14 protein-coding genes are annotated in these 14,948 nt (G+C 64.2%); 11 read left to right on the top strand and 3 right to left on the bottom strand.

The window, feature by feature from the left end; genetic code table 11:
• Positions 1-48: 48 nt before the first annotated feature.
• Genes NKI46_RS26105 through NKI46_RS26090 form a run of 4 tightly spaced genes read left to right on the top strand, consistent with a single transcriptional unit; the run spans position 49 to position 3,982 of the window.
• Positions 49-1,374, top strand: coding sequence for an alanine racemase (locus NKI46_RS26105; protein ID WP_352460433.1), 1,326 nt, complete (start codon positions 49-51; stop codon positions 1,372-1,374).
• A gap of 38 nt (positions 1,375-1,412) precedes the next feature.
• Positions 1,413-1,757, top strand: a complete 345-nt coding sequence (locus NKI46_RS26100; RefSeq protein ID WP_023670576.1) for a RidA family protein — start codon at positions 1,413-1,415, stop codon at positions 1,755-1,757.
• Positions 1,758-1,759: 2 nt separating this feature from the next.
• Positions 1,760-2,770: a succinylglutamate desuccinylase/aspartoacylase family protein gene (locus NKI46_RS26095; protein WP_352460434.1), complete on the top strand. Its 1,011-nt coding sequence runs from the start codon at positions 1,760-1,762 to the stop codon at positions 2,768-2,770.
• Positions 2,771-2,800: 30 nt separating this feature from the next.
• Entirely contained in the window at positions 2,801-3,982 is a 1,182-nt protein-coding gene (locus NKI46_RS26090; RefSeq protein ID WP_352748714.1) for a hypothetical protein, read from the top strand.
• Between the two features lie 75 nt (positions 3,983-4,057).
• Here NKI46_RS26090 and NKI46_RS26085 read toward each other — a convergent pair whose 3' ends face one another.
• The 3 genes from NKI46_RS26085 to NKI46_RS26075 are packed head-to-tail and all read right to left on the bottom strand — an operon-like array spanning position 4,058 to position 7,222.
• On the bottom strand, positions 4,058-4,909 hold the full coding sequence (locus tag NKI46_RS26085) for a TIGR01459 family HAD-type hydrolase (protein ID WP_352748711.1): 852 nt from the start codon (positions 4,907-4,909) through the stop codon (positions 4,058-4,060).
• A complete protein-coding gene (locus NKI46_RS26080) occupies positions 4,906-6,195 on the bottom strand; it encodes an FGGY-family carbohydrate kinase (protein WP_031199271.1) in 1,290 nt (429 codons plus the stop codon). Before NKI46_RS26080 ends, NKI46_RS26085 begins: the two co-directional genes overlap by 4 nt.
• Positions 6,179-7,222, bottom strand: coding sequence for a class II aldolase/adducin family protein (locus NKI46_RS26075; protein ID WP_352748708.1), 1,044 nt, complete (start codon positions 7,220-7,222; stop codon positions 6,179-6,181). Before NKI46_RS26075 ends, NKI46_RS26080 begins: the two co-directional genes overlap by 17 nt.
• 192 nt (positions 7,223-7,414) lie before the next feature.
• On the opposite strand from NKI46_RS26075, the gene NKI46_RS26070 reads away from it, so the two are divergent.
• The 7 genes from NKI46_RS26070 (at position 7,415) to NKI46_RS26040 (ending at position 14,942) form a co-directional block, all read left to right on the top strand.
• Complete coding sequence (locus NKI46_RS26070; protein WP_023701285.1) at positions 7,415-8,197, top strand: DeoR/GlpR family DNA-binding transcription regulator; 783 nt, start codon at positions 7,415-7,417, stop codon at positions 8,195-8,197.
• Positions 8,194-9,573, top strand: coding sequence for an FGGY-family carbohydrate kinase (locus NKI46_RS26065; protein WP_023701286.1), 1,380 nt, complete (start codon positions 8,194-8,196; stop codon positions 9,571-9,573). The genes NKI46_RS26070 and NKI46_RS26065 overlap by 4 nt, the downstream gene beginning before the upstream one ends.
• 44 nt (positions 9,574-9,617) lie before the next feature.
• On the top strand, positions 9,618-11,114 hold the full coding sequence (locus NKI46_RS26060) for a sugar ABC transporter ATP-binding protein (RefSeq protein ID WP_050588083.1): 1,497 nt from the start codon (positions 9,618-9,620) through the stop codon (positions 11,112-11,114).
• Positions 11,111-12,103: an ABC transporter permease subunit gene (locus NKI46_RS26055; protein WP_023701287.1), complete on the top strand. Its 993-nt coding sequence runs from the start codon at positions 11,111-11,113 to the stop codon at positions 12,101-12,103. The genes NKI46_RS26060 and NKI46_RS26055 overlap by 4 nt, the downstream gene beginning before the upstream one ends.
• A gap of 76 nt (positions 12,104-12,179) precedes the next feature.
• Complete coding sequence (locus NKI46_RS26050; RefSeq protein WP_023670567.1) at positions 12,180-13,118, top strand: ABC transporter substrate-binding protein; 939 nt, start codon at positions 12,180-12,182, stop codon at positions 13,116-13,118.
• Between the two features lie 66 nt (positions 13,119-13,184).
• A complete protein-coding gene (locus NKI46_RS26045) occupies positions 13,185-14,078 on the top strand; it encodes a sugar phosphate isomerase/epimerase family protein (protein WP_023707957.1) in 894 nt (297 codons plus the stop codon).
• 621 nt (positions 14,079-14,699) lie between these two features.
• Positions 14,700-14,942 (top strand): DUF768 domain-containing protein, encoded by a 243-nt coding sequence (locus NKI46_RS26040; protein WP_023670565.1) that lies wholly within the window; start codon positions 14,700-14,702, stop codon positions 14,940-14,942.
• Positions 14,943-14,948 lie beyond the last annotated feature (6 nt).

Here is a 14,948-nt window from a genome sequence, read left to right as displayed (position 1 = left end):
GCGATCGATCCTGGCTTCGTTCTGCGACGGTAAAAGGGTTAGCATCGCATGACTGAAAACTCACCGGTTCGAGCCCTTTCAGTGCGCGAAAATTTTCGGCTCGACGACCGCATCCGCGGCGTGCCTCCCGGCACAACCGGGCTGGACAGCAGCCTTGTCGCAGCCGAGCACTGGCATCCGGCCGATGGACGCATGGCGCTTCCGGTGCTGACCCTCGACGAGGCGGCCTTCTCCGCCAATCGCGACCTGTTCCTGCGCTATGCGCGCGAACACAATGTTGCGATCGCTCCGCATGCCAAGACGCCGATGGCGCCCGACCTTGCCCGGTCGCTGGTCGAGGCCGGCGCATGGGGCACGACGGTCGCCGACATCAGGCAAGCGACAGTGATGCTGAAGGCCGGCTTGACACGGCTGATCATCGCCAATGAGGTTGGCGGAGCCGGCGGCGCCAACCGGCTGGCCGCGCTTGCTGGTGCCTGGCCGGATGCCGAGCTCTATGTCTTTGCCGACTCGGTCGACGCCGTGAACGCGCTTGCCGAGGCTTGGCGCGCCAATGCGGCGCTGCCGCCGCTGCGCGTGCTGGTCGAACTTGGTGCGGGCAGGGCGGGCGCCCGCACCACCGCGCAAGCCGAGGCCATCGCCGATGCGATCACGGCTGCCGGCGGGCGGCTGCTGATCGCCGGCGTTGCGACCTATGAAGGGGCGGCGGCGCAACCCGAGCCCGGTCGCACCGATGAGGTGATATCCGGCCTGCTGGCAATGACCGCCGACATGTTCCTGCGGCTGCGTGCCCGCGTCGGCGGCAACGCACCGCTGATCGTCACAGCCGGCGGCTCCGCCTTCTTCGACCAGGTGGTCGCGGCGCTTGCACTCCTCGTTTCCAGCGACGGCAACGCAACGCTGGTGCTGCGCAGCGGCGCCATCTTCTTCCACGACCACGGCACCTATGACCGTTCGCTCGGCGCCCTCGATGCCCGCAAGGGTTTTGCCATAGCCGGCATCAGCGCTTCGGCGCGGCATTCCTTTCGCCCTGCGCTACGCCTGTGGGCCGAAGTATTGTCGCGGCCTGAGCCGGGCCTCGTCATCTGCGGCATGGGGATGCGCGACGTGTCGTTCGACCAGGGCTTTCCAACGCCGCTCACCGTCTTTCGTGCCCGCAAGCCGCTGCCGATGCCGGCGGCGCACGCCGAGGTGGTCAAGCTCAACGACCAGCATGCCTTCCTGTCGATTGCGCCGAGCGACGACATCGCCGTCGGCGACGTCGTCGAATTCGGCATCTCGCATCCCTGCACCTGCCTCGACCGTTATCGCGTGATCTTCGGCGTCGACGCCACCGGCCACGTCCGCCACGCTTTTCCCACCTGGTTCGGCTGACCAGATCCCCCAAAAAGAGAACGTCGAAAGGATCCGATATGATCAAGTATTTTCAGTCCGGCTCGCGCATGTCGCAGGCAGTCGTCTATGGCGGCCTCGTTCACATAGCCGGCCAGGTGGCCAACGATCGCAAGGCCGGCATCGAAGGCCAGACCAGCGACGTGCTGGCCAAAGTCGAGGCGCTGCTGGTCGAAGCCGGCAGCAGCAAGTCGAAGCTGGTAGCGGTCAACATCTTCCTGCCGCAGATCGGTGATTTCGAGGCCATGAACAGCATCTACGATGCTTGGATCGATCCTGCCCGCCTGCCGGCGCGGGCCTGCGTCGAGGCGCGGCTTGCCGACCCTGATTTGCGCATCGAAATCACCGCGGTCGCGGCGGTCTGACCATGCACACCGGCCTCGCCCACACGCTCGATTTCGACCGCGACGGCAAGACGCTCAGCCATCTAAGCATTCCGTTCTCGATCGATCGCTCGCCCTACTTTCAGGTCAAGGTGCCGATCTGCCTCATCCGCAATGGCGACGGCCCGTCACTGCTTTTGATGGCCGGCAATCACGGCGACGAATATGAGGGCGAGCTGTCGCTGGCAAAACTGGCGCGCCGGCTCGATCCGAGGCGGATCAAGGGCCGCATCACCATCATGCCGATGGCCAACGCCCCTGCGGTGATGGCCGCCAAGCGCTGCTCGCCGCTCGACGGCGGCAATCTCAACCGGGCCTTTCCCGGCGACCCCTCGGGAACGCCGACAAGCCGGCTCGCCAATTTCCTCGAGACGGAGCTGTTTCCCCGTCACGACGTCGTCTTCGATATCCATTCGGGCGGCACGTCGATGGAGCATCTGCCGACCGCGCTGGTCGAACGCAACGCCGATCCCGAGCGCCACCGGGGTGGCGTCGAGCTGATGCGCACGCTCGGCATGCCCTACGGCTTTATCGCTGACAACGGCCAGGCCTCGCCAACCTCGATGGGCGCAGCGCGCCGCGCCGGCGCCGTCGGCGTCAGCGGTGAGTTCGGCGGCGGTGGCACCGCAACGGTCGATTCGATGGCGATCACGGCCCGCACGCTCGACCGTCTGATGACAGCAATGGGTGTGGTCGACGCGCCGGTTCTTGGCGCGGGCGAAAAGCCTTCGGCGCCGACAAGGCTGCTGTCCCTGTCCAGGCACAGCCAGGGCCTCTATGCCACCCGCCGCGGCTGGTTCGAGCCCGCCGCCAGGCTCGGCGACAGTGTCACTTCAGGACAATTGGCCGGCTGGTACCACGATCTCGAACGGCTCGATGTTGCCGAGGAGGCCCTGCATTTCGCCGAAAGCGGCTTGGTGCTGTCGCGCCGGCTGCACACGATGTGCGAGGCGGGCGACTGCCTCATGCAGGTCGCAGAGCCGGTCGACGGCTGAGCCAAACCCGGATCAGGCAGAGGATATTCAATGCAGCAACTGTCCATGTGGACCTATCCCTGGGACATCCAGGATCTCGGCCTGGAGACGGTCGAACGTGATCTTGTCGAGCGCGCCGGGCTCAACATGATCAGCCTGGCGACATCCTATCATGCCGGGCGCTTCCTGCAGCCGCGCAGTCCGCGCCGCAAGGCCTATTTCCCTGAGGACGGCACCATCTATTTCAAGCCGACCGCTGCGCGCTGGGGAAGTCTAGCCATCCAGCCCAAGGTGGCTGACGTGATCACCGAGGGCGGCGACGTGCTCGGTCAGCTCATCCGCCATCGCGATGCGGGCGGGCTAGGCGTTTCGTGCTGGACGGTCTGCCTGCACAACACCCGCCTGGGCATGCTGCATCCGCAGGCCGTCACCCGCAACGCCTTCGGCGATGCCAACTACTACAATCTCTGCCCCTCCCATCCCGATGCGCGCGCCTATGTCCGCGCGCTGATCGCCGACATCTCGCACAGCTACCGGCCGGACCGGATAGAACTTGAAAGCCCGTCCTTCATGGGCTTTGCCCATGAATACCATCACGAGAAGGACGGTGTCGGGCTGACGCCGGAAGACGATTTTCTTTTGTCTCTGTGCTTCTGTCCGTCCTGCGTCGCCGGTGCGGCAAAAGCCGGCATCGATGCCGAGGCGGCGCGCAAGCTCACCAGGCAATGGATCGTCGAGACCTGCGAGCGTGCGGTGCCTGAACGGCGCTTTCCCGATTTTCCCACCTGCGGGCTCGACGCCTTTGCCCCATGGCCGGAACTCCATGCCTATCTGTTGTGGCGATTCGAGCCAGTGACCAGCCTGGTCGCCGAACTGCGCGAGGTAGCCGATCCCACGACGCGGGTCGTCATTATCGATCTGAAAGACGGCTGGCTTGGCGGTTGCGATCTGGCAGCGCTGGGCAAGGTCTGCGACGGGGCGATCCTGTGCGCCTACGACATGCAGGCCGGCGATGTCGCCAGCCTGATGGCGGCCGGCCGTGCGGCAATGGGCGCGGACAAATTCCTCGGCACCGGCTATCGGCTGTTCTATCCGGAAATGGCCGGCCCCGACATCTTCGCGGCCAAGGTGAAGCCGGCGCTGGCGCCCGGTGTCGACGGCGTCAATTTCTACAATTACGGCCTCATTCCAGCCGCGCGGCTCGACTGGATCGGCGCTGTTCGGCAGCCTTGAGCCAGCCGGCCAATGCTCGCCGGCCACGAGGCGTTGAGGCCGGATTCGGGCGCGAGCGCTGCGGGGTGAATCAAATCAGCGAAACCTGAAGCCATCCATGGTGTAATCCGGGTATGCGTCCATCGTGTCGAACAGGTCGAACAGGTCAGGTGTGTCCGCCAATATTCCTGACAGAACCAGCACCGTGGCCACGCCGGCAGCAAGTCCGCCAGCGATGTCGTGTTCGACACTGTCGCCGACGCAGACCACAGTGCCGCGGTCTGGATTGCCTGCCAGCGCTAGTGCGGCGCCGAATATGGCGGGGTAAGGCTTGCCGATACGCGTGACGCTACCACCGAGGTCCTCGTAGAGATCCGCCAGCCGGCCGGCACCGAAGCGCGGCCCCACTGCCGTCAGCATGATCTTGTCAGGGTTGGTGCAGAAGCATGGCACCTGCCGCACCGCAGCCGGCGCAAGAAGTCGGCGATAGTGCTCAAGATCATAGCGGTCGCCCTCGCTGGCCGAAATCAGCACCAGCCCGGCATCGTCACCGTCCTTAGTCAATGCGAACGGCAGACCTTCGATCGCCGAGCGGTCATCGTCGCGGCTTATCAACAGGCATTTCGTGTTTGGCAGTAGCTTTCCGGATATCGCCATGTCGTGGAAGAACTCCCACGCGACCTCGCCGGAAGAAACAAAATGGTCCCAGCTTCCCGGTTCGAAGCCGAGCTTTAGCAGCCGGCTCTCGTTAGGCCCCGCCCGCTTGCCGGAGTTCGAGATCAGCACAATGGTCTTGCCGGCGCGCTTCAGCGCCGACAGTGCTTCCACTGCCCCTGGATAGGGGCTGGCGCCGTCATGCAGCACGCCGAACTGATCGAGCAGGAAAAAATCATAGCGCTCGGCCAGCTGGTTGACGCCGTTGAGGTGTTCGACTGTTTTCGCGCTCATAGAAGCCCCGCCGCGCTTGCGCCCATCAGCGCCAGCCGCGCTGTGCCGGCGGCGGCTTCGTCCGAAAGCGCCGGCAGGAAATCAACACCAAGTCTGCGCTGCCGGATCGCCGTCCAGGCGGCATTCGCCGCACCGCCGCCGACGCTTCTGACCGACGTCAGCTGCGGAGCGCCGAGCTCGGCGAGCCTGTCATAGCCGAGCGCCTCGATCGCGGCGATACCCTCCAACATGGCTTTCAGATAGTCGGCGTCCTCCACCGGTCGCGGCACAAGACGCGGCGGCAGTGCCGGATCGGCGATCGGAAAGCGTTCGCCTGCAGTGGCAAGAGGATAGTAGTCGAGGCCGGTCTCGGTCATCGGGTCGATCGCCATGCTCAGCTCGACGATGCGCGCCAGAGGGAAATGCTGTGTCAGCACCTTGCCGCCGGAGTTCGATGCGCCGCCCGCCAGCCAGACATCTCCAAGCCGATGGCTGTAGATGCCGAAGCGTGGCGCCGAGATAGGCCGGTCGGACAGGATCTTGACGGTCAACGACGACCCCAGCGCGGTGACGCCGTCGCCCATTGCCGCGGCACCTGTCGCCAGGAACGAGGCGCAGCCATCGGTCGTTCCGGCGACGACGGCGATTTCGCGCGGTAAGCCGAACATATCCGCGGCATCCGCGGTGAGTTTGCCGACGACATCGCCCGGCCTGGCGATACCGGGCAGCAACTCCATGCGCATTTCGGTGGCCGCAATCCAGTCCGGCCAGCAGCGGGCCGTGATGTCGTAACCGGTTTTCAAGGCATTGTTCTCGTCGCTGACATCGAAGCGACCGGAGAATTGTCCCGCGATCCAGTCCGCCTGATGCAGCACCGCGGCAACACCGGGCGTGCGCTGGAACCAGAGCGCCTTGGCGAGACCGGACGTCGCCCCAAGTGCGGCACTGGTCGCTGGGGCTTCGCGAGCGATCGCGACCAGAATGGCGTTGTCGGCGACCGTATCGTTGTACATCAGCGGCTCGGCCAGCGGCCGCCCGGCGCCGTCGACCGGCAGCAACGTACCTGAAGTGCCGTCAACAGCGATCGACCGGACCGCTGTTCGGTCGATGCCCGAAAGCAGTTCCGCCAGCGCTGCGCCGACCGCTGACCACCACACTGCAGGGTCGCGGGCATTCCGGCCAAACAACTCGAGCGAAACGGCGGAACGCGCGGCAATGGAAAAATCCGGACGCATGGCGACCGCGCGCGCGCCGGACGTGCCGATGTCGATGCCTATGGCAAGCGGCGTGTCAGCGGCTGGCGGCATTGAGTTTCTGGCGATACTTCTCGGCGTCCCAGTTGACCAGTTCATCGTTCTCGGCGGCGGTGAGGTAGTTCAGCCGCGCTGCAATGTCGATGCGTGCCGTCACGTCGGCAAGGCAGCGTTGCATGGCGTCGGCGCCCGCACTGGCATCGCCGCGCATCAGCACGCCCAGCCCGGGAAACAGGATCGCCACGGGGTTTGTACCGCACCGCTCGATGACGCGCGGCACATCCTCACCGGGCTTTGCCACCACCGACCCCCGACCCAGAAAGATGACGTGATCGGGGTAGAGGCTGCCCCCGGACGCCATGCGGCGGCTTTCGGGATCGATGGCGACCGCGTGCGCCTCGATTTCCGCCGGCAGCCTGTAACCGGTTTTCCCGGCCAGCGCCGCCAATCCCGCAACATCCGGTTCCGCCACTTGGCGCGCCGGCCGCGCCAGAAGCAGCGTGACGCGGCGCAGCAGCACTTCGGCCTCGGCGACGGTATCGGCCGCGACGACCAGCCCGTGATTGGCAAGGATCAGCACGTCGACCCCAGCCTGAAGCCGCTCGGCAATACCCTGGGCAAGCGGCAGGCCTGGCCGGAAATAAGGAACATACGCCCATTTGAGACCATCAAGGCGTCTGGCGGCTTCCACCTCGCAATTGGCCTGTACCGCCAGCGAAATGGTTTCGACGCAATGGACATGCAGGACGACGCGCTGCGGCATCAGCGCGTGAACGGTGGTTTCAATCGAAGGGCGCAGGCGCCGGGCGTTGAGCGTCTCGATGGCGAAGATCTGCGGCTGGTCGGCGGCGCTGTCGCGCTGTTCGACAGCCCTGAGCAGCGGCGCCATCGCCACCGGGACCATGATGTCTTCGGAGAGCGCATCCTTCAGCCATGTGCCGGAAGCCTTGATCCACAGCGTGTCGCCGGCTTTCAGCGAGGTGTTGCCGCCGGCGGCCTGGGTCAGATTTGGATCGCGCCCGATGCTGGCCGAAAGCGCCCGCAAAGCAGCCATTTCCTGCGCATCCGCATAGCTCGCCATGGCGCATTTCCTCTATCAGCTCCGTCAGCCTCGCAGCTTCGGATACCCGTCGTGGGATGTTGATGTGTATCGCAGATGCGAGCGACTTACGTCAATAGTGATCTAATGTCATCAAAGGTTCTTGCAATTGGAAAGATGTTGAGTAAGTTACGTCAAATGCCGTGGCAAAAACGGCTCCTGGGAGGAAAACGATTGAGCGACTCCGGCCGCCAGCGTCAGATCGTCGAGTTGCTGCGGGATCGCCCCTTCGCGTCGGTGCGCGAACTGCAGGAGCAGCTCGGCGTGTCGGCGGCGACGGTGCGGCGCGACATCGACAAGATCGACGAGGCCGGTGAAGCACGGAAGGTCTATGGTGGCATCTCGGCGCTCGACGGCGCTTCACAGGCGGGTGTTGCCTATGCCAGGCCCTATGACGAGAACCGCGACCTCGCGGTCGAGGCCAAGCGGCAGATCGCCGCTCTCGCGGCCACGATGGTGCGCGACGGCGATGCGGTCATCGTGCATGGCGGTTCGACCTGCTTCCACCTTGGGGTCAAGCTGGCTGAGCGCAGCATCCGTCTCTATACCAATTCGATGCCGCTCGCGGCCTATCTGAGCGACCACGGCCATTGCAGCCTGACCGTTGCCGGCGGCGATCTGCATCGTGAGCCGGGCATCATCCATTCACCGACCCAGGCGGAGCCGTTCTACGCATCGAAGTTCTTTCTCGGCGCGCAAGGCCTTGGCCAGGAGGGCGTGCTGGAATCGCACCCGCTGCTGGTCCGCTCCATCGCCGATCTCAGCCTGTGTGCCGACCAGATCGTGGTGCTGGCCGACAGCCGCAAACTGTCGATCCACGCCCGTAACATCGCGCTGCCCTTGTCGCGCATCGGCACGCTGGTGACCGATGACGGCCTGTCCGACGTCGACGCGCGCATGCTGGAAGACGCGGGCGTCATGGTGCGCATCGCTTCGGCTTCGGGAGCCATCCAGTGAAGATGGCCGTCCTCGATTTCGGCAAGACCAATTCGAAGCTGTTCGTCTTCGCTCAGGACGGGCGCATCGTCGACGAGCGCCGGACCCGGCCGAACTGGATGCGCAAAGATGGCTTCAGCGTGCTTGATGAGGCAGCACTTCACAGTTGGGCGGTTCGCGCCGTAAGCGAGGCCTCCGACGTCCATGGCGTACAGGGCGTGATGGTGTCGGGCCATGGCTGCACCTTTGCCCTGGTCGACGAGGCGGCGCTGACGCATCCGATACTCGATTATGAGCAAGAGCCGCCGGCTGATATTGCCGCGCAAATTGATCGCCTCGTTCCGGATTTCACCGAGACCTTCTCGCCGCGATTGCCGCTCGGCTTCAACTACGGTCGCCACATGCTGTGGCTACAGGCGGTGCAACCCGGTGCATTCACGGCCGCGAAATCGATCCTCGGCTATCCACAATACTGGAGCTGGCGGTTTGGCGGCCGGGCGGTCTCGGAAGTGTCCTATCTCGGCTGCCACTCGCATTTATGGGCGCCGCGCAAGCGCGACTTCAGTTCGCTGGTCGATATTGAGGGCTGGCGCGACCGGATGCCCGCTTTCGAGCGGGCGGGCTCGGTTGTCGGCGAGCAACGCCTCGGCGACACGAAGCGGCGGATCGCCATCCACAATGGTGTCCATGACAGCAATGCCGCGCTCCATGCCTATCGCCGGCAGGAGCTTGGCCCGGTCACCGTCGTCTCGACCGGCACCTGGGTCGTCGTGCTTAATCCGGATTGCCTGCTCGACGCGCTCGATGGCCAGCGCGACATGCTGGTCAATGTCGATATCGACGGCGGCCCTGTGCCGACCATCCGCTTCATGGGCGGGCGCGAATTCGCCACGATCAGCGACGGCTGGCAAGGCGCGATCGCGCCGGCGGCAGTGCAGCGGGTGATCAACGCCGGCAGCATGGCGCTGCCGAGCTTCGCGCCGGGCGGACCAATGCCCGGCCGCGCCGGCAAATTGGTCGGCCGCATGCCAAGCGCCGAGGAACGCGCAGCCGTGGCGCTGCTCTACGTCGCGCTGATGGTCGACCTCTGCCTCGACCAGATCCATTCGGACAACACCGTGATCGTCGATGGCGGACTGAACGCTGGCGGCCTGCTCGCCGGGCTAGTGGCGCAACTGCGTCCCAGCCAGGCCTTCCTGCAAGGGGCCACACTGGAGGGCAGCGCCACCGGGGCGGCGGCGCTGGCCTTCGAGACCGTCGGCCGCGAATTTGCCGCGGAAGTGCCGGAGCCCGTGCGTGCCGCAAGCTTCACCGGACTTGCCCGATATCGCGACACATGGCGTGGCCTCATCGGCGAGCAGGGCATCCCCCGCGCGGCAGCGGGAGGCGCACGGTGATTGTCGCTGCTCAGGCCGAAGTCACGCGCCAGCCAGTGCTGGAAATGCGGCACATCTCGAAGACGTTCGGGCCAGTCCGCGCCTTGCAGGACGTGTCGCTGACCGTCCATGCCGGCGAAGTCCATGCGCTGATGGGTGAAAACGGTGCTGGCAAGTCGACTTTGATGAAGGTGCTGTCCGGCGCCTATCGGCCTGATGCCGGCGGCGAGATACTGATCGACGGCGTGCCGGTCGCCACCGGCGACCCGATCAAGGCGCGGGCTCACGGCATTGCGGTTATCTATCAGGAACTGTCGCTGGCGCCCAACCTGACGGTCGCGCAGAACATCTTCCTCGGCAATGAGCCGAGGCGTTTCGGCATCGTCGACCGCGACCAATGCTACCGGCGCAGCAATGAGATCATCAAGCGTCTCGGCGTGTCCTTCTCCGCACGGGCTCAGGTTTCCAGCCTGTCGCTCGGCGAGCGTCAGCTGGTCGAAATCGCCCGCGCGCTTTCGACCAGCGCGCGCATCATCGTCATGGACGAGCCAACCACCTCGCTGACCTCGCGCGAGACCGACCGTCTCTTCGAGGTCATCGCGACGCTGAAGTCGCAAGGCATCGCCATCATCTACATCAGCCACCGCATGGAAGAGGTCTACCAGTTGGCCGACCGTGTCAGCGTGCTGCGCGACAGCGGCTATGTCGGCACACTCGAGCGTGCCGAGCTGAACGCCTCGCGCCTCGTCTCGATGATGGTTGGCCGCGACCTGTCCGCTTTTTACAGGAAGGATCATCGCCCGCCGGACAACAAGCGCGCGGTCGCCTTGTCGGTGCGCGGCATGGCGGACGGCAATCTCCTGAAGAACTGCTCCTTCGAACTGTACAAGGGCGAGGTGCTGGCTCTGGCTGGCCTTGTCGGCTCGGGCCGCACCGAACTCGCGCGACTGATCTTCGGTGCCGACAGACGCATCGCCGGCACGCTGGAACTCGACGGCAAGCCCGTAACCATCGGCTCGCCAAGCGAGGCACTGAATGCCGGCATCGCCTATCTCACCGAAGACCGCAAGGAGCTCGGCCTCTTTCTCGACATGTCGATCTCCGACAACATCAGCATGGGCGTGCTGGCCAGGGATGCGCGGCCCGGCGGCTTGCGCGATTTCAAAGCCGCCGAGAGACGTGCTGCCACTGCCGTTTCGGATCTCTCCATCCGCACCAGGTCGGTACAGGCCAATGCCGGTTCGCTGTCGGGCGGCAACCAGCAGAAAGTGTTGCTTGCCCGCCTGCTCGAGACCGAGCCGCAAGTGGTCATCCTGGATGAACCGACGCGCGGCGTCGATGTCGGAGCGAAGTCGGAAATCTACCGGCTGATCGACAATCTCGCCAAAAAGGGCATCGCCATCCTGATGATCTCCAGCGAACTGCCGGAGGTGATCGGCGTTGCCGACCGCGTGCTGGTAATGCGCGACGGCACGATTGCCGGCGAGGTTACGGCGTCCAAAGACCAGCCGCTGCGCCAGGAAGCAATCATGGAACTTGCAACGGGAGCGGCCAAGGGATGACCGACAAGGCGACCGAGATCAGTGGCCAGGTTGTCGGCAGGAGCCGGCGGTTGCGCACCGCCTTCGCCGCCCTTGGCATGCTGCCGATCCTGATCCTGCTGGCGGTCGGCTTCCAGTTGATGAACGCGCGCTTCTTCACCCAGACCAATTTGCTGATCGTCATGCAGCAATCGTCGATCAACATCGTGCTGGCAGCGGGCATGACCTTCGTCATCCTGACCGGCGGGATCGACCTGTCCGTCGGCTCGATACTTGCCGCCTCGGCGATGGTGGCGGTGATGGTGTCGCTGGTGCCCGATTGGGGACTGCTGGGCGTGCCGGCGGCCATTCTCGTCGGCCTCGGCTTCGGCGTCATCAACGGGCTGCTGATCGCCTATATCAGACTGCCGCCCTTCATCGTCACGCTGGGGTCGCTGACCGCTGTGCGCGGCGTCGCCCGCCTGCTCGGCCAGGACACCACGGTGTTCAACTCGGACCTGCCGTTCGACTTCATCGGCAACGGTTCGCTGTTCGGCATTCCGTGGCTGGTCATCATCGCCTTGTCGATCGTGGTGCTGTCCTGGCTGGTGCTCAAGCGCACCGTGCTCGGCACCTGGATCTATGCCGTTGGCGGCAATGCCGAAGCGGCGCGGCTGACCGGCATCAAGGTGCCGCTGGTGCTGCTCTTTGTCTATGGCGTTTCCGGCCTGCTGGCCGGCCTTGGCGGCGCCATGTCAGCGGCCCGGCTCTATGCGGCCAACGGGCTGCAGCTTGGGCAGTCTTACGAACTCGACGCCATTGCCGCGGTCATTCTCGGCGGCACCAGCTTCGTCGGCGGCGTCGGCTCGATCTGGGGTACGCTGATCGGTGGCCTGATCATAGCGGTGCTATCCAACGGGCTCATCTTGGCCGGTGTCTCGGACATCTGGCAGTACATCATCAAGGGATTGGTCATCATCGTGGCAGTCGCCCTCGACCGCTACAGGCTCCAGGCAGGAGCGAGAACGTGATTGACCTTGGTCGCCGGCGTAAACGACCGGTTTGTGTAACGCACCGTGAGAGGCGCGGGGCAATTGGAGGAAAGCAATGAAGACCATCGCTAAACTGCTCTGCGGCGTCGCACTCGCGGCCGCCGCCATCGCGCCCGCATCGGCCAAGGACCTCAACAAGGTCGGCATCTCGGTCGGCCTGCTCGGCAACCCCTTCTTCGTCGCCACCATCAAGGGCATCGAGGACGCAGCCAAGAAGATCAACCCAAAGGTCGAGGTAACCTCAGTGTCGGCCGACTACGACCTCAACAAGCAGGTCTCTCAGGTCGATTCCTTCATCGCCGCCGGGGTCGACGTGATCATGCTCAATGCGGTCGATGCCAAGGCGATCGGCCCGGCGGTGAAGAAGGCGCAAGCAGCGGGCATCGTCGTTGCCGCCTTCGACGTCTCGGCGCCAGGCGCCGACGTCACCGTGATGACCAACAACGTCAAGGCCGGCGAAGAGGCCTGCCAGTATCTGGTCGACCACACCGGCGGCAAGGGCGACTACGTTATCCTCAACGGCCCGGCGTCGTCGTCGATCCTGGAGCGGGTGAAGGGCTGCAAAGACGTCCTTGCAAAACACCCCGACATCAAGATCCTCTCCGACGACCAGAATGCCGAAGGCTCGCGCGACGGCGGCCTGAAGGTCTTCCAGTCGCTGCTCACCCGCTTCGACAAGATCGATGCGGTGTTTGCCATCAACGATCCGACGGCGATCGGCGCCCAGCTTGCGGCCAAGCAGCTCAATCGCTCGGAGTTCATCTTCACCGCAGTGGATGGCGCTCCCGATATCGAGAAGGAACTCGCTTCCGGCACCTCGATGATCAAGGCCTCGGCTTCGCAGGATCCCTACGTGATGGCTGGCCAGTCGCTGACGATGGCGGCTGAGCTGCTTGCCGGCAAGAAGCCGGCGGAGCCGACCGTGCTGCTCGACCCGAAGCTGATCACGGCCGAGAACCTGAAAGACTACAAGGGCTGGACCGCAGCCCGCTAAGCCTCCCAAGGCCGATGCGGCCGGGGCAACCCGGCCGCAACTCAATTCCAGAAACGGGAGACGATCATGTCGCGCATCGGTATTCATTCCTTCGTCTGGTCGGCGAGTTCGGCGCAAGGCGACCTCGAACGGACGCTGGCCAACACCAAGGAGGCCGGTTTCGACCTGATCGAGTTCTCCTATCTTGACCCCGCCAATGTCGACGTTGGCGGGCTGGCCAGGCGCATCGCCGACCTCAAGCTTGGCGTGGCGATCAGCATCGGCCTGCCGGCCGACGGCGACATTTCGAGTGCCGACAAGGCGGTTGCCGCGCGCGGCGTCGAGATCCTCAACGAGACGATCGCGCTCACCCGCGATCTCGGCGGCCAGAAGATTGGCGGCATCCTCAGTACCAGCCACGGCTTGCAGACGCAGGCGCCGACGCGCGATCAGTGGAACCGCAGCGCGGGTACACTTGCGAAGGTTGCGGAGACGGCCAAGGCCGCCGGCGTCACGCTCAATCTGGAGATCGTCAATCGCTTCGAAAGCAATCTTCTCAACACCGCTTCACAAGGCCTGGCCTTCATCGCGGACACCGGCTCCGACAACATCTTCCTGCATCTCGATACCTTCCACATGAACATCGAGGAGGCCGATGTCGGACTGGCTATCCGCCATGCCGCTGACAAGATCGGTTATGTCCATATCGGCGAGAGCCATCGCGGTTTCCTCGGCACCGGCAATATCGACTTTGCCGCCATCTTCGATGCGCTGACCGCGATCGGCTATAGGGACGACCTCAGCTTTGAATCCTTCTCGTCGAAGATCGTCGACGAGAACCTGTCACGGAAGACGGCGATCTGGCGCAATCTGTGGTCCGACAATATGGAATTGGCCCGGCATGCGCGCGCCTTCATCTCAATCGGTCTGGAGACGGCGCAGCGAAAGGCAGAGCTTGTTGCATCGAGACATCGTCCTTAGCAGGAGCGCGCTGCCAAAGCGCCAATGTTGTCGTTCATCCGGCCCGCGCCTTACGTGCAAGGAATCGACGTCGGAGGCGCTGAGTGTGGCGGAGGCAGTCGAGCGGGGTGACGCTGACGAGAGCTTTCTGATTTTGGCCCACGAAACGCAATAAAATCAACATCTTCATACGCCCTCCGGGGCCATCCGATCTCCATACTGGACGGGGATGACGTTTGACACAGCGCGGCGGAAAGAAGCAGGATGGCTGATAGAGTCGACATCGCATAATGATGTCACTATATAGCGGCGGCTTCGACCGTGTAGCTGTGGCGGTGTACCACGAAGCAGCAGAAAATGTGTTACGCGTTGTGATCCCTATTGTGATACAAATCGGCCGTCGACAGCAGGAAAAGATCGTAAGAACAATAGCATAGAGCCGAAGCCGATCCCGGCCAACGTACCACTCTATCAAACAATCAGAACGTGCTCATTGAACCCTTCCCTTCATTCGGCTCTTCGGACCTCCGACAAGATCAACTTGCCGGGCGAAGCCGACTCGGTTCGAATGGCAGCATGCATCCTTTACCGGGTGCGGACGTTTACGGTTACCAACCGGCATAGCCGCCAGGGAAAAGCAGTATGAGTGAACATGCGATCGAGTTCTTGCGCGGATGGATCGGTGAAAAGGTTCACTGCCAGCACTCGCCGGTAAAGATCGAGAAGCAGGCCGAGACCCTCGCCAAGGAGTGCGCGGCCAAGGCCGCTGAGGTCGGCATTCCGCTGGAAGATATCCAGGAAGAAGTCGGCGACATCCAGGAACTGATCGCATCGCGGCTCGAAGAGGCGGCCGAGGCCGACCAGAGCAACGCGGCCAAGCCGTGACGCAAC

The organism is Mesorhizobium sp. M0615 (genome assembly GCF_040320805.1).
Classification (GTDB): domain Bacteria; phylum Pseudomonadota; class Alphaproteobacteria; order Rhizobiales; family Rhizobiaceae; genus Mesorhizobium.
This window is presented reverse-complemented; position numbering and strand designations above follow the sequence as displayed.